Source organism: Mesobacillus subterraneus (assembly GCF_000934845.1).
Classification (GTDB): domain Bacteria; phylum Bacillota; class Bacilli; order Bacillales; family Cytobacillaceae; genus Mesobacillus; species Mesobacillus stamsii.
The window spans coordinates 1-25,416 of the sequence record NZ_JXIQ01000097.1; the positions used below are offsets into that span (position 1 = coordinate 1).

Below are 25,416 nucleotides of genomic sequence, written 5' to 3' on the forward strand. Positions count from 1 at the left end.
ATGCCTCAATTTTCCCGCAATTACAAAAAAGGGTAAACATATAAATTCTGATACTACAAAAAAGCTGGCGACCTTTAAGTTAGTCGCCAGCTTTTGTTGGTTTCTTAATCATGCGAGCCTAAACACAATTCCGTGGCCGCCTTTTGGATACTCCCATTTGATGTTCTGGTACGGACAGCCAATCCGGCAGCTTCCACATTCATGGCAACCTTCATAGCCTACCTGCATTCGTATTCCTTCCCATTTGTAAACCTCTGCAGGGCAAAATACGGTGCAAAGCTTATCAGGGCACTGTGTCATGCAGACGTCATGGTCCAGAATGGTCAGATGCGATTTCGTGTCACACTTAAACCTTAAAAGAAATTGTTTTTCCTCGATGTTTGTTGTTGACATTATTTCACCGCCTTCCAGGCACGATAGATATCTTGCATGACCTTAAAGGATCCTTTTTCTGCCGTCACACTACGCATGATTTCCTTTTGTTTTTCTCTCTTGGATGTCCCATCTACTGTGAAGAATTTGCTCATTGCTTTGTTCATCATTGGCAGGTATTCCTTGAAGTATTGTGGGTATGTTTCAAAGGTATGTGCAGCATCCTTATACTTTTCAAGATCCTTGATGATAAAGCTTCCGAATAATGCTTCTTTATAACGATTCAGGCTACGCTCACTGAAGTCGCCATCTTTTTGGGCTTCAACAATCGCTTCCGCAGCCATTTGTCCCGATGCCATCGCCATGTTTGATCCTTCACGATGAATGGCATTGACTAGCTGGGCAGCATCTCCTACGACAAGCACTCCGTTGCCGGCAACTCTCGGCACGGAATGAAAGCCTCCCTCGGGAATCAAGTGGGCAAGATACTCAGCAGACTCTCCCCCTTCCAGATAGGGACGCACCATTGGATGCTTTTTCAAATAGTCGAGCAGCTCATATGGCTTTAGCTTTGCTTTGATCATGCTAGAAAGCGTAGTTCCTACTCCGATATTCAAACTTTCTTTGTTTGTATAAAGGAAAGCAGTGCCTAAATTTCCTTGTGTGGAATCACCAAAAATCTCAATCGTCGTACCGTGGTTTCCTTCTAGATTGAAGCGATCATTTATTTTTTCCTTTGGAAGATTGATGACTTCCATGACGGTCAGGGCCACCTCATCTGGCCGGAATTCCCGATGAAAGCCGAGTTGTTTGGAAAGCAGGGAGTTAACTCCGTCTGCCAGCACAACAACATCTGCAAATACTTCTCCATCTGGGCGGTCGGTCCTGACACCTACGACCTTGCCATTTTCAACGATACATTCGGTAACAACTGTTTCATTTATCAATAAAGCGCCTTGATCAACTGCTTTCTTTGCAAACCACTGGTCAAACTGTGCCCGCAGGACGGTAAAATTATTATAAGGTTCCTCTGCCCATTCGAGACCTTTGTAACCAAACTGGACAACCGATTCCTTATCCATCATCCAGAAACGCTGTTCTACAACTGGCCTTTCCAATGGCGCTTCCTTCCAGAATTCAGGGATGATGTCTTCCATCTGTTTTCGATAGAGGACCCCGCCCATAACGTTCTTTGAACCTGGATATTCCCCTCGTTCTATCAATAATGTTTTCAAACCATTTTTGGCGCAGTTGAAGGCACATGATGTGCCAGCAGGGCCAGCTCCTACGACGATGACATCAAATTTTTCAGACATAGCTCATTTCTCCGCCTTTCTCTATGCTGAGCTCCTGGAACTGCTTGATCAGCTTTGGCACAATTTCCAATGCATCACCGACTATGCCATAAGTAGCGACATCGAAAATTGGTGCATTCGGATCTTTGTTAATGGCAATGATCAACTCGGAGTTTTTCATCCCTTCCACGTGCTGAATTGCCCCGGATATGCCGATGGCAAAATAAATTTTTGGAGTTACCGTTTCACCTGTCTGGCCAACTTGTTGCTCATGCTTCAGCCAGCCTGCTTCTACGACATCCCTTGTCCCGCCAACACTCGCGCCAATGACTTCTGCTAGTTCGTGAATCAACTGAAAGCCTTGGATATCGCCCATTCCTTTTCCGCCAGCGACGATGACATGTGCTTCAGCAAGGCTCGCTTTTTTTGTTACGTCCTTCACAATTTGAAGCACTTTTGTGCGCATATCTTCTTCCTTAAGTTCCAGTTCTTCTTCGATGATGATTCCTTTACGGTCTCGATCAGGCTCGATAGCCTTCATAACTTTTGGGCGTACGGTTGCCATTTGCGGCCGGTGTTGTTTGCAGAGAATCGTAGCCATGATGTTTCCGCCAAATGCCGGACGGCTTGCTTCCAACAACCTTTTCTCCGCATCTACGTCCAGCATCGTTGTATCTGCTGTCAACCCTGTGCTTAAATCGGTTGCAACCGCACTGGCGAGATCCTTTCCATTTGGTGTCGCACCATAAAGGAATATTTCGGGTTTGTATTTTTCTGCAAGTATACAAACTCCCTTCATGAACGATTCAGTCCGATAATCTTTCAAGACTGGATGGTCTACAACATAAACTTGGTCTGCTCCGGCATATATTACGTCGTTGGCTAAAGGCAAAACACCTTCGCCGAGCATCACCCCTGAAAGCGGAACTTTCAGCTTGTCTGCAAGCCTTCTGCCCGCACCCAATAATTCCAGCGACACTCCTTCGATCTTTCCGTCATTTACTTCAATGAATACCCAGACTCCCTGGTTTTCTTCTTGCATCCTTTTATTCCCCCTTAAAAATCGCAATCAAGAGTTGGCTGTATTTACTTTCAATAAATCTTTTCGTTCAAGCAAGATTTCCATCAGCTGCTCTACTTGAGAATCCGGATTTCCTTCCAATCTTTTTCCACCTTCGAGCTTAGGAGGACTGAACATTTTTCCGACAATCGTTGGAGACCCTTTTAGTCCAAGCTGTGTTTTATCAACATCCGCAAGATCGTTCACGGACCATATTACTGGTTCATACCTGGCTGCCTTGATCATGTTTGGCATCGGTGCATACTCTATGGCATTAATTTCTTTTTCCACTGTCAATAAGCAAGGAAGCTGTGATTGAAGGACCTCATAACCGTCGATTTGCTTCCGCTTAAGAAGCACTTTTTTGTCTTCCTTATTAACCTCGGAAACTTCGATAACATTTGTGATTGGCGGTATATCAAGACGCCGGGCAATTCCTGGACCTACTTGACCTGTATCCCCATCAATTGCATGCTTTCCGCATAGGACAAGGTCGATCGGCTGCTGCCGTGAAATTTTCTCGAGCGCTTTTGCCAGAGCATAGCTTGTAGCCAGTGTATCGGCACCCGCGAATGCTCTGTCGGAGATCAAATAACCTTGATCTGCGCCAATTTCAACGCTCTTCTTGATGACAGCGACTGCCTGTGGCGGCCCCATGGACAAAACGGAAATGGTACCACCTGTTTTCTCTCTGATTTTTACAGCTTCCTGAACAGCATGGGCGTCATAAGGATTCAATATCGCAGGTGCACTCCTCCTGTCCAGAGTGTTCGTCTTCGGATTGATTTTAATAATCTTTGTGTCGGGCACTTGTTTGACACATACAACAATGTGCATACTCTCCTTTTCCCTCCTTTAATTGTAAACGATTACTTTTGGCTGTTTTCTGTATAGATCGTTCTTCTTTATAAGGTTAGTCTCGTCGATCAAAAATGGAAGGAACGAGTACATCAGAAAACAACGATTTATGAACGGCAATATTGACTGTTTCTTCTTCTGTGAAGAAGTATTCAGTCATTACAGCCAGATAAAAATAAAATGCATGTAATACGATATATGTATCACATTACAAGCATAGTACCAACAAGAAAAAAAGTGAAAAACAAAGATGTGAGGATGTCAGCTTTGATAAGCATCATTCACAGTTTTAGGCTTTCTGCGATCGTAATGGACCGCTCCTTTTCGGGCAGCATTGGCTTGTCATGGAGCAAAATTGATCAATAAGTTGTTGGGGAGTGTTGTATCGTGATGATAGAAACCTTTCTATGTTAAAAATATAGAAAAGAAGCGAATAAAAATATGATAAAAATCACACAAAACCAAATTATCGTGAAATTTTGAGCAAATTATTGCAGGTTTTTGTTCTATAAATGTTTTATTAGAACGGAGATCTCATTGGTGGTATGGTAGAATTAGCCTAAGATGGAACCACCGCCTGATAAGCGGTGGCCTAATATCCATTGAACTAGTATGCCTGTGACAGGATAGATCGTTTTTTGGTAAGCAGGAGCGCCTGTCTGTACAGAATATTTGTTTTTTTTCGCTGCAAACCTATCTTCCTGCATAATATTTGATATTCATAAATCAAAGTATCAAGTTCCTGACTGTAACGTACTGCTTCATCACTTGTGAATCCATTTTCGAGGGCAACAGTTATCATCATTTCCCGGACGCGATTAATTTCGTCCATTAAAGCATCTAGCATTTGGTACACTTCTATTTTCTCCTCTACTACTTTTTGCCTTACAAAAAAATAGATTACTTGAAGAAGTATTGCAAATGCTTGTGAAAATGTAAATAGAATCGCAAAATTAGACAATTTTCATTTCAAATATTTTTTTATTCGACAAAATTTTTGGTTAGTAACCGTTCTGGTGTGGATCCTAACCATACATTTAATGTAATGGCTGAAGGCGAGGAGGTTTTGCTTAATGTTGTCCAATATTAATTGGCCCGTCATTTTGATTATGCTAGGAATTATGGCTTTGGTTATATTCACCATCGTATTCGCCATCGTCAAGTTGATTTCTATATTTTCACAAAAAAAATAGCATACGCATGGTCTGCTGTGGCTATTTCCAAATTTGTTCTAAACCAAAAGCTGTACTGATTCGACCATAGCATGAACTGTGGTCTTTTTTTTGTTAGACGAACAATCTTTTATCTGTCAGCTTCCTGCTGATAAAAGCCACTCGAACGAAACCGATCAGATAGCTTCTTGTAATCATCGGACGGCCGACCGGTGAAGTCATTCTTTGACTTCATTTGTAGGACTGAAACGTCTCGGGGAGTTAGGCGCTGGAGCTAGACAATTCTCGCTTCCCTAAATCTGTAGCAGTTTTATTGGCGAAGATAGATCCATCACTCCGGTTTTTCCCACATTTCTTCCGAGTTCAATTGATAAATCCCATTTTCGCGATTCATAAAGGAATGGATGATGAATTCCCGCCTGATGGTAGCATGATCGTCATGAAACTTTTTAATGTACTCGTTCAGCTCTTTTTCTGGGTATTTCTTATCTGCTTCCAAACCACGGACCATGTATTCAAAAACCATCAGCTTCTTCTTCCGTTGGGCGGGTATATTTTTTAATTTGCCGTCTTTTGTCATGAAATTATCAATGACTTTCTGCCTTTCGATGTTCTGATCGGTCAATGTTTCCACCTTCTCTTCTTTTTTCAAATGGTTGACTCCGTCAGTTTTATATGCAACTCGTTAAATCGGAATCTAATGATCCTTTAATCAGATGTTCCTTCAGTGATTGGCAAATACAAATGAAAAGTAGTCCCTTGTCCCAGTTCGCTTTCCACTTCGATCGTGCCCCTATGTTCTTCCATAATTTTGAAACTAACCATTAGTCCGAGACCTGTTCCGGTTTCTTTTGTTGTGAAGAATGGTTCCCCAATCTTTTCCATGTTAGCAGCGGAGATTCCCTCTCCTTCATCCTTAATGGAAATATGTATTTTATTACCTGGTGCGTTACTGACTTCAATGTATACGAATCCACCTTTTGGCATGACTTCAATCGCGTTTTTTATGATATTGATAAACACTTTTTTTATTTGATTTGGTTCGCAAAAAAGCTTCGGTAAACTGTCGTCATAAAATGTCTTGAATTGAACGTCATGGAGAACAGCCTGCGCTGTCAGTAGATCAACCGTTTCCTTCATGATTTTCGCTATATCTTCTCTAACATACTTAATAGCCTGAGGCTTGGCAAGAATGAGAAACTCATTAATGATCGAGTCAATCCTCTGCAATTCAGACTTGATCACCTGGAAATAAAGAGAATATTGGTCACCAGAACTATTTTCTAGCAGCTGGATGAATCCTTTGAGTGCTGTCATTGGATTGCGAATTTCATGGGCGATTCCGGCTGCCAATTCTCCTAGTATATTCAAAGTGTCGGAGTTTTGCAGCTGTGCTTCCATTTCGAGTTTTTCCGTAATATTCCTGAAGTTTATCAAATTCATACTGTTTTCCAGATGCCGATTGGCTGTGTATTCTAAATGCCTCAGCCTGTCATCATCATAAGGAATCGTAATCCTTCCATCCAGCCTTCCTTTTCGCAGTAGTTCTTCCATTTTTTCATCAAGAAATGTCTCGGTTAAGCCTAGCCTTACCAAAAGCCTTCGAAAATTTTTTTCTTCCAGGTCTTCGGGCTTCAATCCCAGCTTCGATATACCAGAGGAATTGATCTCATATTGCTGGCAATTTTCATCCCAGAGAATCATCCCATCATATGAACTCTCAAAAATTTTCCTGAACTTTGCTTCGTTTTTTCGTATTTCCTGTTCCATCCGGTATCGATCACGGAATAAGCTTTTTACTAAAACCTCTTTGCTGAGAATCTTTTCATTAAAAGCAGTTGGAGTAGAATTTGCAGCCACATCGAGTTCATTCTGATCTTTTACGATTTCTTTTAATAAGGAATTTTCTTGTTTTAATGCGGCTATTTTTTCCTTCAGTGCCTTAATTTCATCCGGTTTGTTAGCACTATCCACCAGAAAGCCTCCTTGTCGGTTTCCTATTACTAGTGATTTCTACATTGAGGTTAAAAATCCCTTTATTTCGTGGTTTTTTCCCGGTATTAACGACACTTTTTGCGTAAAACCTAGCAGACTATCCAAAATAAAGAAACTGAATACTATATTTATTCTTTCTTAAAAAAAAAGCCGAGAATCTCGGCTTTTCCTTTTTTTATAGATATTCATTTTCGTGTTTGGCCTTTAGACGCTGCCATCTTTTTTCCACTTCTGTTTCGAATTCGATCAGCATGTCTTTGTTTTCTTCTGTTAACAAGTGCTTTGTTTTTCCCATGTATTTTAGCCAGTCTGACAAAGGAATTTTCTTGTTTTTCGCTTCAGGGTCATATGTTATGTTCGTAACCCCCTGCTCAACTTCATACAGCGGGAAGAAGTTGGAATTGACAGCTGCTTCGACGATTGTCTGTCCATAGCGATCTTCTGACTTCCAGTTAAGCGGGCATGTGATCAAAAGCTTGCCATACACCGTTCCAACATTTTGGGCATACCATTGTGCCTTTGCCGCCTTTTTCAAAAGATCCTGCGGGAACGCCTCTGTACCTGTGAAAACGTAAGGTATATTGGTGGAAGCCATGATTTGGGCAGTATCCTTATGATGGAACGCTTTGCCTTTTTGGGCCTTCCCTACATTCGAAGTGCTAGTCATATGTCCAAACGGCGTAGAATAAGAAAGCTGAGAACCCGTGTTCATATATCCCTCATTATCATATTCCAGCATGATCAGCTTGTGGCCGCGAAGCGCTGTTCCGATTGCCGATCCCATGCCGATGTCCATGCCGCCATCACCGGTTACCATTACGAATGTGGCATCTGCTGACACTTCGATTTCACCGCGGCGCTTTAATTCTAGGAAAGCTTCGAGCGTTCCCGACAAAGTTGCCGCCCCGTTTTGGAACAGATTATGGATCGTCGTCTGTTTATGGGAGGTGTGAGGATACGCAGTTGTAACAACATACGCACAGCCTGTTTGGAATAGGATGACAAGATCTCCTTCTATGCCTTTGAAGAACATTTCAAGGCCGCCGAAAATTCCGCAACCAGGGCAAGCGCCATGACCGGATGCGATCCGTTTTGGCTTTGAAGTCAGCGCCCTTAATGGTGGAATTTTAACATTCAATTTGTTTTTCTCTTCATCCCTTGTTACCTGGATCAATCCAGACTTATACACATCACCATGCTGCGGCTCAATGACAGGCTTTAGAATTTTTTCAGGTTCGCCCGAAATATGACCGTAGTAGTCAAACGGTTTTTCGGCGTAGCCTTTTTCCATAGCTTCCATTGCCATTGCGAAAAATGCTTCGGCATCATCTGCATAAAAGTCCTTCCCGCCCAAGCCGAACACTCTGCTTAGGACGATCGTTTCATTACTCTTGTCTTCCTGAAGTGCGGACTTGATTTCATGTGTCAGGTTTGGACCATGACCGCCATAAGAATCAGCTCTTTCCCCAACGAGAAGAGATTTCACATTCTTTAAAGCTTCCCTGATTTCCTGAGCAGGGAAAGGACGGATGATGTTAGGGCTGACGACCCCAGCTTTGATTCCTTTCTCCCTAAGCCTGTCGACAACATCCTTGGAAGACTCTGCAGCTGAGTTTAACAGAAATAACGCTACCTCCGCATCTTCCATTTTATAGAGATCGAGAATATCATAACTGCGTCCTGACAATTTTGCATATTCTGCAGTCACTTCTTTAAAAACATCTTTCGCCCTGTATATCGCTTCTGATTGCTGGAAGTGGTTGTTGATCAGGTCATCGCCATTCATATGCGCTCCGATCGTTAACGGCTTCTTTGGATCTCGGGCAAAATTGTATTCAGTCGGTACCTCTCCAACGAATTTTTGGACGACTGCACGGTCTTTGAAATATTTCACCTTCCGCTTTTGATGCGACGTAAAGAAGCCATCGTAAGCAATCATCACCGGCAGGCGGACATCAGAATGCTCCGCTATTTTCAGCGCCATGATATTCATATCATAAACTGCCTGTGGCGTTCTTGCTGTAAGAATTACCCATCCAGTATTAAGGGCAAAATACAGATCCGAATGATCACCACGAATATCTAACGGACCGCTGATGGACCGTGTAACAAGATTCAGTACCATTGGATACCGTGTGCCCGATTGGACTGGAAGCTGCTCTAGCATATACATCAAACCGTTCGCGCTTGTTGCGTTGAATACACGCGCTCCTGTTGCTGCCGCTCCATAACAAATACCAGCTGAACCATGCTCGCCATCTGCTGGGATCAACTTGATATCATGCTCGCCCCTTGCTTTCATCAAATCGAGAAACTGGGCAACTTCGGTAGACGGAGTAATCGGAAAATAACCCATTATATGGTAGTTAATCTGTGCCGCGGCCATTGCCGCCATTTCATTTCCCGATTCAAAAGTGGTCACCTGTTCTGCTGTGCTCATTGCTTTTGCGTTCTCTTCAAGAATGGACATTAAGATACCCCTCCAGTCACATAAGGATAATTTTGTTTTACTTGGTTTTCCTCAGCATAGCCAATCATTTCCCTCAATTCGCTTAATGCCGTTGTCGGACATGCTTCCACACATTTCAAGCAACCTTTGCAATATTGATAGTCGATTCCCTTTAAAAACATTTGCTTACGGCCTCGTTTGTCCTCACCTGCTTCCCAGACAAAGCAGTAATCAGGGCATGCAGTGTCACATGCCGCGCAGTTGATGCAGGCTGCCTGGTTAAATTGTGGCAGGAATCCTTGTCTGGAACCGCTTAAATCTTTGAGAATGCTGTTTGCCTGTGCAGTAATGACTCCGCCGAGTTCCTGTGTTTCATATCCAAGCAGCGGTATCGGACGCTTGAAATCCTTGCCTTGCGCTCCTTGTTCAGACTCGTATGTTTTAAAGTGGACCTCGTTATAGCCTCTTTCGAATGTTCTGATGTTGGATTCCACAAAATGCGGGTATTTCTTTTCGAAAGTTTTCCGGATTACATGCTTCATTGCTTCAGGATCTAGGAAGTCAATAATCCGGTATAAAGCTCCAAGCATTGCTGTATTCACTTTTGTCTTTTCCTCGACTGCGATGGACAGTGCATCGACAATTGCCAGTGTTCCATATTGCAAATGAAGGTCTTGTTTGATTTCATCAAAATCACGTGTTGAATTAACAAGCAGAATTCCATCCGGGCGCAAGCCACTGACAACATCTATTGTTTTGTACAATGCTTCATGGAAGACACCAACAACATGAGGCTCTTCTATCGGACTATGAACCCTAATTTCTGTTTCCGGATCACAAAACCGGACAAAGCTTTTCACCGGTGAACCTTTCTTCTCCGAACCATACGAAGAAAAGTTGGAACCGTTCAGCCCAAGACCGAGCACTCCTGCCTCAGCTAGCATTTTTCCGGCAAGGTTTGCGCCAAGTCCTCCAATCGATTCAAGTCTGATCTCATAAAACCCAAGTTCATTTTTCTTTGATAAGATAGACATAATCTCCCTCCCCAATTTTCATGTTAAGGTAATTGAATGTTACCATTCCCCATCTTTCATTTTATCGAAAGCAAGAAAAGAAAGCTGTGACATATATCAAACATTTGAATTTTTTTATTGCAACACACCTAAAAACAACTCGCCTAATCCATATGGTATAATGATTTCATGATATATAACAGAACGAAAAATGTATCAATACAGTATTAAGTCCTTAATCAGTTACAGTCTGCTGAATCAAAATTCATTTCCTTATTTTTTCATATAAACTGCTTTGGTTTAGCATCATTCTTAATAGGGTAAAACAAGGGGAGTCTTTTTCGGGGGTCTCTAATTAAGGGGGAACTATGAAACAGCGAGATTACTATTATGACAATGCAAAGTTCATCTTGATTTTTTTCGTCGTCTTTGGCCATCTGCTGCGATCCTTTATCGAGGACAATGAAATGATCTACAATATTTATAAAGTCATTTATACTTTCCATATGCCGGCCTTCATCTTGGTTTCTGGCTTTTTTGCACGAGGCTTTAATAAAAAGGGATACGTTAAGAAGATCGCCCAAAAATTGATTCTGCCTTATTTCATTTTCCAGCTGATCTATTCAATTTTTTACTATTTTCTTTACAGTAAATCGACCTTTACAATCGATCTGCTGAATCCTCATTGGTCCTTATGGTTTTTAATCAGTTTGTTTTTCTGGAATCTGATGCTGATTGGCTTTGCTCGGCTTAGCGCAACCACAGGCCTTTTGATTGCTTTTGGACTCGGCCTTGGCGTTGGATATGTCGACTGGATATCCAATTATTTGAGTCTTTCTAGGACCTTCGTCTTCTTTCCGTTGTTCCTGCTTGGATACCATTTAACGAAGAATCATATCCAGGCTCTGACGAGACCTTCGTTTAAAATTGGCGCGCTCCTTTCCTTTACAGTTGTATTTTTAGGCTTTTACTTCCATCCCGAGATTGACTATAAGTGGCTTCTTGGGTCAAAGCCCTATTCCATGATGGAAGCTGCAACGATTTCAAGCATGTTTACGCGCTTAGGCTTTTATTTATTGAGTTTGCTGATGGTTTTCAGCTTCCTGTCGATTGTGCCTAAGAAACAATATTTCTTTACTGAACTTGGGAAAAATACACTCTATGTGTATTTACTGCATGGATTTTTCATCCGGACTTTCCGCGAAAGCGAGGTCCAGAATTTTTTCCATAGTCCCGAACGGTTTATCCTCCTGGTATTTATCGCCTTGGTGCTTACTTTCATCCTGTCAAGCAAGTACACAGCTGCCCTCGCCCAGCCGTTAATTGAATTTAAGACATCAAGGATCAACCGGCTCAAAACCAGATTTGCTGCGATCGTACGCCTCTATCGCCGAAAGTTGTTGAGCCAGTAAAGACCAATTAGTGAATGTTAAGAGTCATTCTGTGAGAATGGCTCTTTCTTTTTTAAAAGTGGGATTTTAGCCTGTCCTTTTTGCCAATACTGAGATATAATTGGAAGTTGACTTACGGAGGATTATATAAAGGAGTTTTATTCATGAATATCGTCTTAACTACGCTAAACGCGAAATATATTCATACAAATCTTGCCATCAGGTATCTGAAGGCGTATGCTCAACCAAAATTTGATGCGAGCATTGTTGAATATACAATAAAAGACCCTGTCATCAACATTGTGTCAGACCTGATCCAAAAGAAACCGGATGTGATTGGATTCAGTTGCTATATTTGGAATATTGAAGAAACGATTAAAGTCATAAACATGATAAAGAAAATTAATCCTGACATTTTGATTGTCGCTGGTGGCCCTGAGGTAACCTATGATGTCCAAGAATGGATGGAGAACGTCCCAAATTTTGACGTGATTGTTTTAGGGGAGGGAGAACAGACATTTAAGCAGCTTCTTGAAGGGTACTCAACCGGACAGGACTTTTCAACAGTGCCTGGGATTGCCTACCGGAGTAAAAGCGGAATCCAGCTGAACCCTCAGCGCAACAAGCTTGATTTAAAAGACCTCCCTACACCTTATCGCTTTGAAGAGGATGCTGCACATCTCTCCAAAAGAATTACCTATGTTGAAACGAGCCGTGGCTGTCCATTCAGTTGTCAATTCTGCCTCTCTTCGATTGAAGTAGGTGTCCGTTACTTTGACAGGGAAAAGATCAAAGAGGATATCCGCTATTTAATGAAAAATGGCGCGAAGACCATCAAGTTCGTGGACAGAACCTTCAATATTAGCCGAAGTTATGCAATGGAAATGTTTCGTTTCCTTATTGATGAGCATCTTCCGGGAACTGTGTTCCAATTCGAAATCACTGCTGACATCATGAGGCCCGAGGTCATTTCCTTCCTGAATGAGGAAGCTCCTGCGGGTTTATTTCGCTTTGAAATTGGAGTTCAATCGACAAATGATTATACAAACGAATTAGTCATGAGAAAACAAAACTTTGAAAAACTAAAACGAACTGTAATAATGGTCAAGGAAGGCGGCAAAATTGACCAGCACCTTGACTTGATTGCTGGATTACCTGAAGAAGATTATCATTCCTTCAAAAAAACCTTCAATGATGTCTTTGCGATGAGACCAGAGGAATTGCAGCTAGGTTTCTTGAAAATGCTGAGAGGGACTGGATTGAGACTAAGAGCCGCTGACCATGACTATGTCTATATGGACCATTCCCCTTATGAAATACTCGGAAATAACGCACTGGATTTCTATGATATCATTAAGATCAAGCAGGTTGAGGATGTGCTGGAGAAATATTGGAATGATCACAGGATGGACCATACAGTTGAGTTCCTTGTCACGAGGATTTTCCCTTCCCCATTCGATTTCTTCCAGGAATTTGGCTCTTTCTGGGAAACAAAAGGGTGGTCGAGGATTGGACATCAGCTGGAGGATTTATTTAAACGGCTTTACGAGTTCCTGCAACAAAAAGAAGTAGATCACCTAGAGCAGATTGTCAGTTTAATGAAATATGACTATCTTGCCAGCATGAAATACAAGCCGCGTAAACCATGGTGGGAGTTGTCCTCAGATAAGAGACAACGGTCCGCCTTATATAGGGAAATCATCAAGAACCCCGAGGCTCTTGGCCAGCAGTTCGTGAATTTAAAGCTTAATGAAAAGGAACTATACAAGCATACCTTGCTTGTTGATATCAGCATCCATTTTGCTAAACTGATCGAAGAAGGAATAGTAGAGAAGGAACGTTCCCATCTCCTTGTCTATTTTGATTCTAAATCAGAAACACCTCATTTTTTCTCTGTTGACAAAGAAAATTTGGCAGAAAAGAAAGCTTAAAGTGCCAGCGCAAGCGTTTCATGACGCTTGCGCTTTTTGTTATTTGCAATCCTTTTCGGTTTTTTGCTTCCCCTTTTTATTAGCAAAAGGCTGTTCATAAAACTTCCCCGCATTTATATCTCCAAATTCCATGCCGAATTCAACATTCACAGGTTTTTGATGACGGCCATCCTGTTTTTTCATTATGCTCTTCCTTTCCTGCCCTGCTTTGAATTCCGGTTAGCAAATTTCCCTGGATCTTCTCCATGTGAAAATTCAGCAGAAAATTCACTTTCTTGAAGATTTTTCTTAGGAGTATTTGTATATTTAGCGACTGCATTTCTTTCTGCCTTTCGTTTAGCCATTTTAACACCTCCATCTTTCATTGTTTCTCAATCGGTCCTTTGCTATGTACGTTTTAATTTCCTTATTTTACAAAATGAACGGTCTTTTAAAAAAGCCAGATAAAACAAATGATAAACGTAAAAAGGAGGAGCAAAAATGGCAAAGAAGGATCAAGAACTAGAACCATTAGATATCGATGAAACATTCCCCCATCAAATCAATGCTCCAAGCTTCAAGGAAACTGGGATGAAAAGGAAAGCACCATTTACGAATAAGCATGGTGTGATCATTGGAGACAGCCTTTACGCTTCTGAAACTTCACCGCTGGAAAATTGGTCGGAAGAGACAGACCCTGCCATCATGGCCGGTGATGAATGGATTCATCCCACCAATGACATTGGCTGGAACACAGCAGAAAACAGAGAGCTTCTCGAGAAAATGAGAAAACCACAGGGCTATCCATTCATGCATCCAACAAAAGATGTCAGCAAGGGACAAGACTAAAGGTTCAAGAAGGACAAAGCTTTCTCCTACAGGCGGGATAAATGAAGCGGATATTCCTTTCTATAAAAAGTTACCAGTCATGATCTTGCCGGCAATGTCCAAACTATTCCTACAGAGAGCTCTCTCTGAAATCATAAAAAGGAGATGATTATATGGCTCGAAATTCAAATAAATTGCTTGTTCCTGGAGTGGAGCAATTCATGGATCAGGTAAAATATGAGATTGCACAGGAATTTGGCGTTACACTTGGATCCGACACTGTTTCCAGAGCAAATGGTTCAGTAGGAGGAGAAATCACCAAACGTTTAGTTCAGCAGGCTCAAGCACAGCTTTCTGGACAAAAACAAGAATAATGTAACCCGAAAAAAGAATATTGACATGGAAAAAAGTCCGGAATCGCATTCCGGACTTTTCTTATTTTTTAATGAGATTGCCTATCCTTTTCCCTGTTTCTCTTTGAGCGCTATTCTTGTTTTCGATCACGTTTCGTTTTATTTCTGGTTTGTATTTTTCAAGGTGAAGATCTGGCTTTATTCCCCCGTTATGAACGGGATGGCTTTTTTGGTTGCTATTGCCGTTCGACTCTGAATTCTTTTTTTCGTTTATTTTTTCCACAACTGGATTTCCTTGCTGTTTTACATCCGAACTGCCCTTTGGAAGCACTGGTTTGACTTTCTTTTCCTTTCCTGGAGCTTCTTGCTTTTTCAGCTCTCGTTCCGGTTCCTTCCTTATCGGCTGCTGGACTTGACTCTCTTGTGCGGCCTTTGGCTGGGCTTTCTGTTCCTTTACAGGCGGTGCAGCAGCAGGCTCTTTTGCCGGAGTGATATTCTTCTCTTTATACACACCAGCCGTAATCCCCTGCTTAACAGCCTTCTCCCTATCATCATTTGTTGCTTCCACAACCTTAAGGTTCAAATTCTCTTCTGCTGTTGTCTGTTTAATTTCCGCCACTTTTTGTTCTAATTTTTGGTCCGCTGATTTTCTCGCCTTCGACTTATGAACTGTTGCGATGATCACTGCATTTTGATTAGTGAAATAGCCATGGTCTTCTATTTTATCAAGAATCATCTTTGCAACAATGGCAGCATCTTTCTTCCGCCAATCCTCTATTTCTGTGATAATTTGTTTCCCTTCAGGATTGTATCCATTTATCTCCAGAACCTTTAACTCATCATTGACCGCCATTTCTATGCTCGGGTTAACATCGATGGACATATATGCATATACTTGCCCATCCTGGTAAATTGGCAGGACTGCGGCCATCATAAGCAGGAGCGCTGCAACCAGTATAAGCGACCTTGCTTTCAGGCTAGTGAAAAAAGGAGCGCGAAATTTTTTCCTTTTGTCCATTTCTGATTCTGGAAAAAAATCGATTTCCTCCCCGATTTGATAATCTTGCCGAAACTTTCGGGCGCGCAAAAACTCGCCTTCGGGGGTCAACAATGTTAGGTAAAGATCATTGATGGCAAGGATTACTCCTTTTCTCATGTCTCCAACACCCCTTTAATATAATCCTTTAAAAATACATAATCCCCAATTAAAATAAGTGCGATGGCAATGATATATTTTCTGTTTCTCTCTATCGTCTTTCTGCTGACATTGACCAATTCTTCAAGTTGTTTGATTGGCATCCGCCTTTTTTCGAGCAGAAAGTTCTTCAATTCTTCATTTTCTACCATTGCCTTTGCAACGAGCATGGCGTTTTTTCGGGCATCCGCATGTTTTGGCGACTGCTCCAGCAAATCCTGGAAGGACAAATCAAACTCAGATAATATCGTTTGGAATTGGAGGATTTCTTCTCTTCTCAAGTCCTGTTCTTTCTTTTTCTGAAACTCATCAAGTGATAAATTGTCTTCTAGTGTAGACCGGCGCTGTTCTTCTTCATTTGGATCCTGAAAGCTGTCAAAGCTCAAGTATTGACTCCGGCTCTGCTGGCGGATATAATCAATGACCCTTCGCTTAATCATGACTTCGGCAAAACTCAACAAAGAACTCCCTTTTTCAGATGAATATTTCTGAATTGCTTCATTAAAAGCGATGAGACCAATGCTAAATTCATCGTCAGACTCATGTATGTACCTCTTGCAGACAGACGAAACAGTCTTGGCAATAAACGGTTTGTAGGAATCAATTAAATCTTCTCGAAGATCAGCATCCCCCTGGTGGATTTTCTCAACGGTTTCCTCCAGCGGTCTGCGTTTTTTCTTTGCCATAAACAATAAACTTAGCAATAGCCTCACCCCATTTCTCCACACATTATACCATAACTGTCCATATATCATATGTGGTCAGGTAGGGAGAAAAACAGCATAAGGCGTTCCTGTAGTACTTGAAATAGTCTAAATCCTTTCTTTTTTTGAGCGATCGCTTTATCACTAAATGGGTACGATTGTACCTGAATGGTTATGGGGGTTTCCTAAAAAAATAAAAATTCCAGTCTGCGATCAATCGGAATTCATGTTTCTTCTTTTAAACAAACTCTGAAGTTATTGTCCATTACGATAAAATCTTAAAATTAGCTTCCTGATCAATAACCCGATCAATACACCTGGAATTACAAACATCATCGGTAAAAACACAGGGCCGGGAAACATTCCAAATATCTTGATTTTAGGCGAAATCATCAAACCGACAGTGACAAAATAGGCGGAAAAAACGAAAGGCAAAAAGGTGATTTTTTCCTCCTCCGGCATGACACTCCGATAGGAATCCCACATCGCAAACATATATAGACATGGGTAAAACATCAGCCACTGATAATCCATTACCTGCATGGCCATTCCTGTTTCACCAAGGAAACTATACATTATTCCTTTGTTAAAATTACTTTTTACGTTAACAAGGAACTCGAGGGAAACGAATAATATGCCCTTCACAAGATTGCCCGTTAGCAGTTGGGTGAATCCCGGCAGTGCGATGCTCCACATTACCGCTTCTAGTTTGGTTATTTTCTTTTTTATCGTCACGACAAGATTCATCCCTTTAGAATATTTATTGGACTTTCATTGTATGAGTGCGAAATTTCTTCCTGCTTCTACTTATTTTAGATTGTCCAAATTAGGCTTTGAATTATCACTTTTCCAGATAATTGTTAAGAAAAGAGCCGGCCATTTGGCCGACTCTTGATCCTTAAGATACATCCATAGGGTTATAAAGTTTTACTTCAGGATTCTTATCCTGGAACCATCTTAAGGCAAATTCGTTTTCAAACAGGAATACTTTTTTACCAAAGCGGTCACTCACTAACAGGCTTCGAGTGCTAGACAAGTTCTCGTTCACATTGTCGCCTTCAATCCAGCGGGCAATTTTAGAGCCTTGTCGTTCCATCATAACTTCCACATTGTATTCATTGCGCATCCTGGCTTCAAAAACTTCGAATTGAAGCTGACCGACTGCACCAAGAAGGTACTCTTCCGTTTTTAATGTCTTAAACAATTGGATGGCTCCTTCTTGGACAAGCTGCTGGATTCCTTTATGGAAATGCTTTTGCTTCATGACGTTCTTAGCTGAAACCCTGACAAAAAGCTCTGGTGTAAATTGGGGAAGCTTTTCATACTGAAACCCTTCCTTGCCAGATACAATCGTATCGCCAATCTGATAGGTGCCTGAATCGTAAAGCCCAATAATATCGCCGGCAACTGCTTCCTCAACAGTGCTGCGGTCATCCGCCATGAACTGGGTGGACTGCGCTAGCTTTAACGTCTTTCCTGTCCTGCTTAGCAGTACGGTCATCCCACGCTCGAACTTTCCGGAACAAATGCGAAGGAAGGCGATCCTGTCGCGGTGGGCCGGGTTCATGTTTGCCTGGATTTTAAAAATAAACCCTGAGAATACCTCTGAGTTTGGATCTACTTCGCCAACTGTGGAGTTTCTTGGCTGTGGAGCGGGTGCGAATTGAAGATAGGAATCAAGAAATGTCTGGACACCGAATGTTGTCAAGGCACTGCCAAAGAATACTGGCGTTAATGTTCCATCGATGATCCGTTCCTGCGAAAAATCATTTCCCGCTTCATCCAACAGCATGATTTCTTCTAAAGTCTGATCGAATAGGGAAGACTCTTTCAGAGAATGCTCCCCTTCAATTTCCCCGTCTTCGTTCAACTTCACAAAGCGTTTGTCCTCATCTACTCGAAATTGTTCAATTCGATTGTTGAATCGGTCATAAATTCCAAGGAACTCTTTTCCCATGCCAATCGGCCAGTTCATCGGATAAGATTCGATGCCAAGTACTTCTTCGAGTTCAGCTAGCAATTCCAGTGGCGCTTTCCCCTGGCGATCAAGCTTGTTGATAAAGGTGAAAATCGGAATCCCTCTCATACGGCAAACCTTGAACAATTTGAGCGTCTGGTCCTCAATCCCCTTTGCTGAATCGATGATCATCACCGCGCTGTCAACCGCTGTCAATGTTCTGTAGGTGTCTTCTGAAAAGTCCTGGTGTCCTGGTGTATCGAGAATATTCACCTTAAAGCCATCATAATCAAACTGCATAACACTGGAGGTAACTGAAATTCCACGCTGCTTCTCGATTTCCATCCAGTCACTTGTCGCAAACTTCCCTGTCTTCTTTGCTTTAATCGTACCTGCGTCACGAATGGCGCCGCCGAATAACAGCAGCTTCTCGGTCAGCGTCGTTTTCCCGGCATCCGGGTGAGATATAATCGCAAATGTTCTGCGTGATAAAACTTGATCTTGTAATTTTTTCATCATTTGATGTTTCCTTTCTGTTTCAAGCAATTCCTTCAATGCTATAAAATCAATCTTATCTTTCTGGAGGGAAGTTTGCAATCCTGGAAATACATATCATAATTTTCAGTTAATTCTGTTCAGGTATTGCTTGCCTGCATAAACAGGTCGAATTTTGCCCAGTGGAATCAACCTTTTTACGTAAAAGAGCAGCCGATTGGCTGCTCTTCCCTTATTACATTCTCGCTTCGATATCGTTCATAAGCTCATCTATAGTGACAGTGATGTCATTCGTTTTCCTGGCTACTGCAATCGTGAATTCCAGTAACTCTTTATATTTATCTACTGGAATCATTGAATTCGTCTTCTCGTATTCATTCATTTTAAGACCGAGATTTTGCAGGATCATAATTGCCTCTTCTATAGATCCTTTCTCCACTTCATACATTGTGATTCCCCCTATTTCTCTGGTTGAATTTCATTATGAAGGAGTGAAACCTTTTTTTAAATGGTAATTTTTTCATTTATCGCTCAATTATTCAATGGGAATAGGTCTTTTATCTTATGATTTTAGAGATACCAGCAAAACACAAAAGGAAACAGCTTTTTTATAGTAATAAATTACCCCTAAAGAACTACGTCTTATTTCCTGAAATTTAAGTTTTTTTATTGGATGATAGTAGCAATCGCTTTGATAAATTCATCCCCAGGCATCCATTTTCCTCCTCCTTGAACAAGCTGATCGCTGCCTCCGCCTTTGCCGTCTATTATTAAAAGGGCATGTTTTGACCATTCTTTCAAGTTTCCCTGAGCGTTCTTACCGCGGGCAAAAACAAATTGGAGGTTATCCTCGTTTTCGGCAACTAATAGGAATACCTTTTCCTCTGCTTGTCCAGTGAGCAATCTTGCAAGCTTTTGAAGTTCCTGGATACTCCTGTTTTGATAAACATGGCTGACAATATTCCCCGAATTGGCTGCAATCAATTCTGCAGCTTCATATTGAAGCAATTGGCTGCCCATTTCCTCGATGGTCTTTTTCTGCCCTAGCAGTCGATTGACAGACGACACCAAATCCTGTTCAGGTGCATTCAGCAGAATCGAGAGTTCCTTAAGGATTGCCTGCTTTTCCCACAGTATGCTCAACACCCTTTGCCCACATACAAACTCCACGCGGATTAGTTTCTTCTGTCTTTCCCATCCGAGGATTTTCAGATTGCCTGCTTCGCCTGTACTGTTTGGATGGGTTCCACCGCAGCCATTATAATCGAATTCTGGTATGATCACGAGCCTGATATTGTTTGCTACTGACAGCGGTTTTCTGAGCTTGTATTGCTTTACTTCCTCCCCATCGATCCATTTACTAAAGATTGGCCGATTCTCTAGGATTACCCGGTTTGCCAGTTTCTCCACCCTATCAGCTTCCTCCGTTGACAGTTTCTCTGTTTCGAGGTCGATTGTAAGCGTCTTTTTCCCTAAATGGAAACTAACTGTTTTATAGCCATACAGCTCTTCAAACGCTGCCGAAAGAATATGCTGTCCAGCATGCTGCTGCATATGATCAAACCGGCGGTCCCAATCTATTTCCCCCTTTATTGGCATTCCTTCTTCCAGCGGTTCTTGTATGTAATGGCGTATCTCACCGTCGATTTCCTCTACACCGACTACCTTTATGCCGTTCAGAACACCAGTATCAAATGGCTGTCCACCACCTGTCGGGTAAAAAGCTGTTTGCGTCAAAACTGCATAGTTCCTGCCTGATTCATCCGCACCTTGCCTGACTAGCTCGGCTGTAAAGGTTTTGGTGTAAGCATTTTGATAATATAACTTATTCTCCATGTTCCTCTTCACGCTCCCGATGACAACTTATAAATCCCAGTATACCATTTTCTAGAGCAGGAACTTAATCAGAACGGAGATCGAATGCTAGGTGTATTTACGTGAAAAGGTCTTTTTTGCACCAATACAGCTCATTGGTGACCTCTTTTCCCAACTTCTGGTTTTTTCGTGCACCAATACGGCTCATTGGTGACCTTATTTCCCTAATTTCTGGTTTTTTCGTGCACCAATACGGCTCATTGGTAACCTTATTTACCTAATTTCTGGTTTTTTCGGGCACCAATTCAGCTCATTGGTGACCTTATTTCCCTAATTTCTGGTTTTTTCGTGCACCAATACGGCTTATTGGTGACCTCATTTCCCTAATTTCTGGTTTTTTCGTGCACCAATACGGCTTATTGGTGACCCCTTTTTCCTAATTTCTGGTTTTTTTGAGCACCAATACAGCTCATTGGTGATCTCTTTTTCCTAATTTATGGATTTTTCGAGCACCAATACGGCTCATTGGTGACCTATTTTCCCGATTTCTGGTTTTTTCGGTCACCAATACAGCTTATTGGTGACCTTATTTCCCTAATTTATGGTTTTTTCGGGCACCAATACGGCTTATTGGTGACCTTATTTCCCTATTTCTGGTTTTTTCGGACGCCAATACGGCTTATTGGGTTCAAAAAAGATTTTCCATTAAGAAAATGCTGGGAATTTATCAGACTGCCAGCAAATTGGATGAGACTACTTAACTTTACAGCCGTCAAAAGGCAGTTGAGGTAACCTCTTTGTCCAAACTTGTATCCTTCTTGTTAACTGTCGAAACAAAAACGACTTTAAAAATTATGGAAGGTATCAATGTAGAACCTAAATGGACACAGTTTACAAAATTGGTATCAAATGAAGCTACTGTTTTACAGGTGAAGCACAAGCATCTGATCGAGACCACCGAATCTTTTCAAATATAGTCATAGTATTTAACCATTAAAATAGAGGTGATGTTTTGTGGTAAGAACTATTCTAATGATCATTGGGGCAATTGTCGTGAGCCGTTTCTTGTTCAGTTTGTTAGCACATCCTGTGCCTCGGAGGGCCTGCCAGTGAATTCGTTCTTTGACTTTATTGGCAGGACCGAAGCGTGCCGCAGCTTGACAAGCGACTTGAGGGGCTTTCGTAGGATCTAGACAATTCTCGAAGTGAATTTTATACTTTCTTAATCTTTCGAAAAAAAGGAGACCTAAATGAAATGGAAGGCCTCCTCTAATCTGTTATTTTGTTAAATGAAATACTATGGACTCATATGGACGAAGAGTAACCCGAGACAGATCATTGTTCGTATCAGCATAATTTGAGAGCAGAACTTGTACATGAAAGCCATCTATTCTCACAGTATCTGGCAATTCAAAGACCGTATCTTTTCCATAAAAATTGTTTACGACAAGCAACTTTTCATTCTTACCGTTTCTGACATAAGCAAATATCTCAGGGTTTTCTTCAAGGATCAGCTGGTAATCCCCAGATGTGATGATGTCATATTGCTTCCGAAGCTGGATCAGCTTTTTATAATGATAGAAAACGGAATTTATATCTGCAAGCGCCTTTTCCGCGTTGACAGTCTGATAATTTTTAGCGGTGCCAATCCATGGGGTCCCTTTTGTAAAACCGGCATTCTTTTCGGCATTCCACTGAACAGGAGTTCGTGAATTGTCACGCGACTTGCTCTGAAGAATTTTCAGGATTTCCTCCTCAGGCATGCCTTCTTCCAATTTCATTTGATACATATTCAAGGATTCTACATCGCGATAATCCTCGATTTTTTCAAAATAAGGATTGGTCATCCCTATTTCTTCCCCCTGGTAAATATATGGTGTTCCTTGCATCATATGAATTGCCGTTCCAAGCATTTTTGCTGATTCCCGGTGATATTTCCCGTCATTACCATAACGAGAGACAATACGAGGCTGGTCATGATTGCACCAGAACAAAGCATTCCATCCTCCGCCTTTATGCATTTCTTCCTGCCATAAAGATAAAATCCGTTTAAGTGCGAGGAAGTCGAAATCAGCGAGTGTCCATTTATCGCCATTTTGATAATCAACTTTTAAATGATGAAAATTAAATGTCATGCTCAATTCTTTACGCTCTGGATTCGAGTATTTGATACAGTTGTCTATTGTGGTCGATGACATCTCACCGACCGTCATGCTGTTATATTTCGAGAATACTTCTTGGTTCATTTCCTGCAAAAACTCATGAATTCGCGGGCCATCTGTATAAAATTTCCGACCATCTCCAGGAGGAACAGAACCGTCATCATCCGGAAAAGTTGGATCCTTTGAGATCAGATTGATCACATCTAGTCGGAAGCCATCTACCCCTTTTTTAAACCAAAAGTGCATCATCTCATATACATCATTGCGCAGCTTTTCATTTTCCCAGTTCAAATCGGCCTGAGTCACATCGAATAAATGCAGATAGTATTGTCCCGTCGCCTCATCATACTCCCAGGCATTGCCGCCAAATTTGGACTCCCAATTAGTCGGGGCGCTTCCATCGTCTTTTGGATCCTTCCAAATATAATAGTCGCGATAGCGGCTGTCCTTTGATTTCTTTGCCTCTTGGAACCACTCATGCTCAGTTGATGAGTGGTTGACAACGATATCCATGATTAGTTTCATTCCGCGTTTATGGGTCTCTTGAAGAAGACGGTCGAAGTCTTCCATCGTCCCATATTGCTCATAAATCTTAAAATAATCTTTAATATCATACCCATTGTCTCGCTGAGGTGAATCATAGATTGGCGTAAGCCAGATGATATCCACCCCAAGTTGGCTCAAGTATTCCAGTTTGGCGATAATTCCCGGAAGATCGCCTGTTCCATTGCCAGTCGTATCGTAAAAACTTTTTGGATAGATCTGATACACAACCGACTTCTTCCACCATGGTTCAGTCATGAAATACTTCCTCCTCCATCTGGATCATTCAGTTCATTCTACTTCTTTCTTTTTCCTAGTCTTGGACATAATGAAGGTCAGTACAAACGGTACAACAAGCGCAATGGCCATTCCAATGAAGAACACTCCCCAATACTCCGTATAGATGGATAGGAATGCAGGCAGGCCACCGACTCCAATCGAAGGCGCCATGACACCACTCAGTGTAATGACTACTCCGGCAATGGCTGAACCAATAATAGCGGCAATGAAAGGGTATCTGTAGCGCAAATTCACACCAAACATCGCAGGCTCGGTAATTCCAAGCCAGGCTGAAATAGCCGAAGTCATCGAAAGACCTTTTAATTTCTCATTATCTTTGTCAGCAAACATCATCGCAAACGCCGCTGATCCTTGAGCGATATTGGAAAGTGCCACCATCGGCCAGAGGAAGGTGCCGCCAATCGATCCGATCAGCTGTAAGTCCACCGCAAGGAAAGTATGGTGCATACCGGTGATAACAAGCGGCGCATAAAGTGCACCGTAAATTAATCCACCAATGATAGGGGCAGCATCAAACAAACCAACAACCCCGTCCGTAATCAGATTGCCAATTGCAAAAGTAATTGGTCCGATCACGATAAATGATAAAAATCCAGTTACAAGCAAGGCAATTGGTGCAACTGTAAGTAGCTGGAAAGCATCAGGTATTCGCTTGCGCAAAAAGATTTCCATTTTCGCCAATACATAAGAAGCAAGCAGGACTGGCAATACTTGTCCTTGGTAACCGACTTTCTCAACGGTCAATCCAAACAAATTCCAGGTTGGGATTTCGCCTTTCTGTTGTGCTGCTCCATATCCCCAAGCATTCAGTAAATCAGGATGTACTAGCATGAGTCCAAGTACAATACCAAGCAGCGGGTTTCCGCCGAACTTATTGACCGCACTCCAGCCAATCAGACCAGGCAGAAATACGAACGCAGTATTGGCAATTAAATTGATGATACTTGCAAAATCAGCCCAGCCTGTATAAACTTCGATTAGCGCTTTTCCTTCAAAGAAAATATCTTTCCCGGTTAGAATGTTATTGATTCCCATTAATAAACCAGCAGTCACAATTGCCGGCAAGATGGGAATGAAGATATCTGCCAGTGTCTTGATCGCCCTTTGCAGCGGATTCAGGTTCTGGGCAGCTGCATCTTTGATGTCTTGTTTTGATGCTTCCCCAATCCCGGTAATCGCTACCATTTCTGCATATACCTTATCGACGAGTCCCTGGCCAATGACTACTTGGAATTGACCGTTCGCCGAAAATGATCCTTTTACGAGATCATTGTTCTCTAATTTCTCCTTGTCTACTTTTCCTTCATCCTTTAAAGCAAAACGAAGCCTTGTCACACAATGAGTAGCTGCGGCGATATTCTCTTTGCCGCCCACTGCCTCAACTATTTGTTCAACAGCTTTGCGATCCATAGTCGATCTCCTCCTGTTACCGTTTTCATTTAATATAAAAAAATCGCTTTACATCTGAACACTTGTATATACATCATGTTGCGATTTTATTTTACTTGTATATACAAGATAAGTCAACTGCTTTACTCATTCTTTTTAT

22 protein-coding genes and 1 pseudogene are annotated in these 25,416 nt (G+C 41.8%); 4 read left to right on the plus strand and 19 right to left on the minus strand.

Annotation, left to right across the window (positions count from 1 at the left end):
• Positions 1-108: 108 nt before the first annotated feature.
• The 9 genes and pseudogenes from UB32_RS12290 to UB32_RS12330 all read right to left on the minus strand — a co-directional run bounded on the left by UB32_RS12290 (position 109) and on the right by UB32_RS12330 (position 10,235).
• Positions 109-393 carry a ferredoxin family protein gene (locus UB32_RS12290; RefSeq protein WP_044394200.1) on the minus strand — a complete coding sequence of 95 codons (285 nt, stop codon included), beginning with the start codon at positions 391-393 and terminating at the stop codon, positions 109-111.
• Positions 393-1,688, minus strand: a complete 1,296-nt coding sequence (locus UB32_RS12295; RefSeq protein WP_044394201.1) for an FAD-dependent oxidoreductase — start codon at positions 1,686-1,688, stop codon at positions 393-395. The genes UB32_RS12290 and UB32_RS12295 overlap by 1 nt, the downstream gene beginning before the upstream one ends.
• Positions 1,681-2,709, minus strand: a complete 1,029-nt coding sequence (locus UB32_RS12300; RefSeq protein ID WP_044394202.1) for an electron transfer flavoprotein subunit alpha/FixB family protein — start codon at positions 2,707-2,709, stop codon at positions 1,681-1,683. The genes UB32_RS12295 and UB32_RS12300 overlap by 8 nt, the downstream gene beginning before the upstream one ends.
• 27 nt (positions 2,710-2,736) lie before the next feature.
• Positions 2,737-3,564 carry an electron transfer flavoprotein subunit beta/FixA family protein gene (locus tag UB32_RS12305; RefSeq protein WP_044394203.1) on the minus strand — a complete coding sequence of 276 codons (828 nt, stop codon included), beginning with the start codon at positions 3,562-3,564 and terminating at the stop codon, positions 2,737-2,739.
• Between the two features lie 628 nt (positions 3,565-4,192).
• A complete protein-coding gene (locus tag UB32_RS12310) occupies positions 4,193-4,432 on the minus strand; it encodes an aspartyl-phosphate phosphatase Spo0E family protein (protein ID WP_044394249.1) in 240 nt (79 codons plus the stop codon).
• A 656-nt stretch (positions 4,433-5,088) separates the two neighbouring features.
• Positions 5,089-5,352 (minus strand): annotated as a pseudogene (locus UB32_RS12315) (DUF2087 domain-containing protein); the annotation flags it as partial.
• 113 nt (positions 5,353-5,465) lie between these two features.
• Positions 5,466-6,731: a PAS domain-containing sensor histidine kinase gene (locus UB32_RS12320; protein ID WP_128721542.1), complete on the minus strand. Its 1,266-nt coding sequence runs from the start codon at positions 6,729-6,731 to the stop codon at positions 5,466-5,468.
• A 196-nt stretch (positions 6,732-6,927) separates the two neighbouring features.
• Positions 6,928-9,222, minus strand: coding sequence for a thiamine pyrophosphate-dependent enzyme (locus tag UB32_RS12325; protein WP_044394204.1), 2,295 nt, complete (start codon positions 9,220-9,222; stop codon positions 6,928-6,930).
• Positions 9,222-10,235 carry a 2-oxoacid:acceptor oxidoreductase family protein gene (locus tag UB32_RS12330; RefSeq protein ID WP_044394206.1) on the minus strand — a complete coding sequence of 338 codons (1,014 nt, stop codon included), beginning with the start codon at positions 10,233-10,235 and terminating at the stop codon, positions 9,222-9,224. Before UB32_RS12330 ends, UB32_RS12325 begins: the two co-directional genes overlap by 1 nt.
• Positions 10,236-10,582: 347 nt before the next feature.
• On the opposite strand from UB32_RS12330, the gene UB32_RS12335 reads away from it, so the two are divergent.
• Positions 10,583-11,626, plus strand: a complete 1,044-nt coding sequence (locus UB32_RS12335) for an acyltransferase family protein (RefSeq protein WP_044394208.1) — start codon at positions 10,583-10,585, stop codon at positions 11,624-11,626.
• 143 nt (positions 11,627-11,769) lie between these two features.
• Positions 11,770-13,536, plus strand: coding sequence for a B12-binding domain-containing radical SAM protein (locus tag UB32_RS12340; protein WP_044394210.1), 1,767 nt, complete (start codon positions 11,770-11,772; stop codon positions 13,534-13,536).
• A 39-nt stretch (positions 13,537-13,575) separates the two neighbouring features.
• Here UB32_RS12340 and UB32_RS20185 read toward each other — a convergent pair whose 3' ends face one another.
• Both UB32_RS20185 and UB32_RS20190 read right to left on the minus strand, forming a co-directional pair.
• Positions 13,576-13,719, minus strand: coding sequence for a hypothetical protein (locus UB32_RS20185; protein WP_198528196.1), 144 nt, complete (start codon positions 13,717-13,719; stop codon positions 13,576-13,578).
• Positions 13,719-13,880 carry a hypothetical protein gene (locus tag UB32_RS20190; protein ID WP_170169087.1) on the minus strand — a complete coding sequence of 54 codons (162 nt, stop codon included), beginning with the start codon at positions 13,878-13,880 and terminating at the stop codon, positions 13,719-13,721. The genes UB32_RS20185 and UB32_RS20190 overlap by 1 nt, the downstream gene beginning before the upstream one ends.
• Positions 13,881-14,016: 136 nt before the next feature.
• Here UB32_RS20190 and UB32_RS12345 point away from each other — a divergent pair, with 136 nt between their 5' ends.
• Together UB32_RS12345 and UB32_RS12350 are read left to right on the plus strand one after the other, a co-directional pair.
• The gene (locus UB32_RS12345) at positions 14,017-14,364 is read left to right on the plus strand and encodes a DUF3905 domain-containing protein (protein ID WP_044394213.1); all 348 of its coding nucleotides are present in this window, start codon (positions 14,017-14,019) and stop codon (positions 14,362-14,364) included.
• A 152-nt stretch (positions 14,365-14,516) separates the two neighbouring features.
• Positions 14,517-14,717 (plus strand): alpha/beta-type small acid-soluble spore protein, encoded by a 201-nt coding sequence (locus UB32_RS12350; protein ID WP_044394215.1) that lies wholly within the window; start codon positions 14,517-14,519, stop codon positions 14,715-14,717.
• A 61-nt stretch (positions 14,718-14,778) separates the two neighbouring features.
• On the opposite strand, the gene UB32_RS19050 is transcribed toward UB32_RS12350, so the two are convergent.
• The 8 genes from UB32_RS19050 to treP all read right to left on the minus strand — a co-directional run bounded on the left by UB32_RS19050 (position 14,779) and on the right by treP (position 25,277).
• Positions 14,779-15,852: an anti-sigma factor domain-containing protein gene (locus UB32_RS19050; protein ID WP_052807026.1), complete on the minus strand. Its 1,074-nt coding sequence runs from the start codon at positions 15,850-15,852 to the stop codon at positions 14,779-14,781.
• Positions 15,849-16,595, minus strand: coding sequence for an RNA polymerase sigma factor SigI (gene sigI / locus UB32_RS12360; protein ID WP_044394254.1), 747 nt, complete (start codon positions 16,593-16,595; stop codon positions 15,849-15,851). Before sigI ends, UB32_RS19050 begins: the two co-directional genes overlap by 4 nt.
• Positions 16,596-16,850: 255 nt before the next feature.
• Positions 16,851-17,342, minus strand: coding sequence for a hypothetical protein (locus UB32_RS12365; protein WP_044394216.1), 492 nt, complete (start codon positions 17,340-17,342; stop codon positions 16,851-16,853).
• 151 nt (positions 17,343-17,493) lie between these two features.
• The gene (locus UB32_RS12370; protein ID WP_044394256.1) at positions 17,494-19,071 is read right to left on the minus strand and encodes a peptide chain release factor 3; all 1,578 of its coding nucleotides are present in this window, start codon (positions 19,069-19,071) and stop codon (positions 17,494-17,496) included.
• Between the two features lie 211 nt (positions 19,072-19,282).
• The gene (locus tag UB32_RS12375; protein ID WP_044394218.1) at positions 19,283-19,495 is read right to left on the minus strand and encodes a hypothetical protein; all 213 of its coding nucleotides are present in this window, start codon (positions 19,493-19,495) and stop codon (positions 19,283-19,285) included.
• A gap of 218 nt (positions 19,496-19,713) precedes the next feature.
• Entirely contained in the window at positions 19,714-20,883 is a 1,170-nt protein-coding gene (locus UB32_RS12380; RefSeq protein WP_044394220.1) for a serine-tRNA(Ala) deacylase AlaX, read from the minus strand.
• A 1,256-nt stretch (positions 20,884-22,139) separates the two neighbouring features.
• The gene (gene treC, locus UB32_RS12390) at positions 22,140-23,825 is read right to left on the minus strand and encodes an alpha,alpha-phosphotrehalase (RefSeq protein WP_044394221.1); all 1,686 of its coding nucleotides are present in this window, start codon (positions 23,823-23,825) and stop codon (positions 22,140-22,142) included.
• Positions 23,826-23,858: 33 nt separating this feature from the next.
• Positions 23,859-25,277 carry a PTS system trehalose-specific EIIBC component gene (gene treP, locus UB32_RS12395; protein WP_044394223.1) on the minus strand — a complete coding sequence of 473 codons (1,419 nt, stop codon included), beginning with the start codon at positions 25,275-25,277 and terminating at the stop codon, positions 23,859-23,861.
• Positions 25,278-25,416 lie beyond the last annotated feature (139 nt).

Coding starts and splice junctions, on each gene's coding strand:
- UB32_RS12310 (WP_044394249.1), bottom strand. CDS start 4,432: ATGCTAGATGCTTTAATGGACGAAATTAATCGCGTCCGGGAAATGATG.
- UB32_RS12375 (WP_044394218.1), bottom strand. CDS start 19,495: ATGTATGAAGTGGAGAAAGGATCTATAGAAGAGGCAATTATGATCCTG.
- UB32_RS12380 (WP_044394220.1), bottom strand. CDS start 20,883: ATGGAGAATAAGTTATATTATCAAAATGCTTACACCAAAACCTTTACA.
- UB32_RS12300 (WP_044394202.1), bottom strand. CDS start 2,709: ATGCAAGAAGAAAACCAGGGAGTCTGGGTATTCATTGAAGTAAATGAC.
- UB32_RS12305 (WP_044394203.1), bottom strand. CDS start 3,564: ATGCACATTGTTGTATGTGTCAAACAAGTGCCCGACACAAAGATTATT.
- UB32_RS19050 (WP_052807026.1), bottom strand. CDS start 15,852: ATGAGAAAAGGAGTAATCCTTGCCATCAATGATCTTTACCTAACATTG.
- UB32_RS12345 (WP_044394213.1), top strand. CDS start 14,017: ATGGCAAAGAAGGATCAAGAACTAGAACCATTAGATATCGATGAAACA.
- UB32_RS12325 (WP_044394204.1), bottom strand. CDS start 9,222: ATGTCCATTCTTGAAGAGAACGCAAAAGCAATGAGCACAGCAGAACAG.
- UB32_RS20185 (WP_198528196.1), bottom strand. CDS start 13,719: ATGAAAAAACAGGATGGCCGTCATCAAAAACCTGTGAATGTTGAATTC.
- UB32_RS20190 (WP_170169087.1), bottom strand. CDS start 13,880: ATGGCTAAACGAAAGGCAGAAAGAAATGCAGTCGCTAAATATACAAAT.
- UB32_RS12295 (WP_044394201.1), bottom strand. CDS start 1,688: ATGTCTGAAAAATTTGATGTCATCGTCGTAGGAGCTGGCCCTGCTGGC.
- UB32_RS12340 (WP_044394210.1), top strand. CDS start 11,770: ATGAATATCGTCTTAACTACGCTAAACGCGAAATATATTCATACAAAT.
- UB32_RS12330 (WP_044394206.1), bottom strand. CDS start 10,235: ATGTCTATCTTATCAAAGAAAAATGAACTTGGGTTTTATGAGATCAGA.
- UB32_RS12350 (WP_044394215.1), top strand. CDS start 14,517: ATGGCTCGAAATTCAAATAAATTGCTTGTTCCTGGAGTGGAGCAATTC.
- UB32_RS12290 (WP_044394200.1), bottom strand. CDS start 393: ATGTCAACAACAAACATCGAGGAAAAACAATTTCTTTTAAGGTTTAAG.
- treP (WP_044394223.1), bottom strand. CDS start 25,277: ATGGATCGCAAAGCTGTTGAACAAATAGTTGAGGCAGTGGGCGGCAAA.
- UB32_RS12365 (WP_044394216.1), bottom strand. CDS start 17,342: ATGAATCTTGTCGTGACGATAAAAAAGAAAATAACCAAACTAGAAGCG.
- treC (WP_044394221.1), bottom strand. CDS start 23,825: ATGACTGAACCATGGTGGAAGAAGTCGGTTGTGTATCAGATCTATCCA.
- UB32_RS12370 (WP_044394256.1), bottom strand. CDS start 19,071: ATGATGAAAAAATTACAAGATCAAGTTTTATCACGCAGAACATTTGCG.
- UB32_RS12335 (WP_044394208.1), top strand. CDS start 10,583: ATGAAACAGCGAGATTACTATTATGACAATGCAAAGTTCATCTTGATT.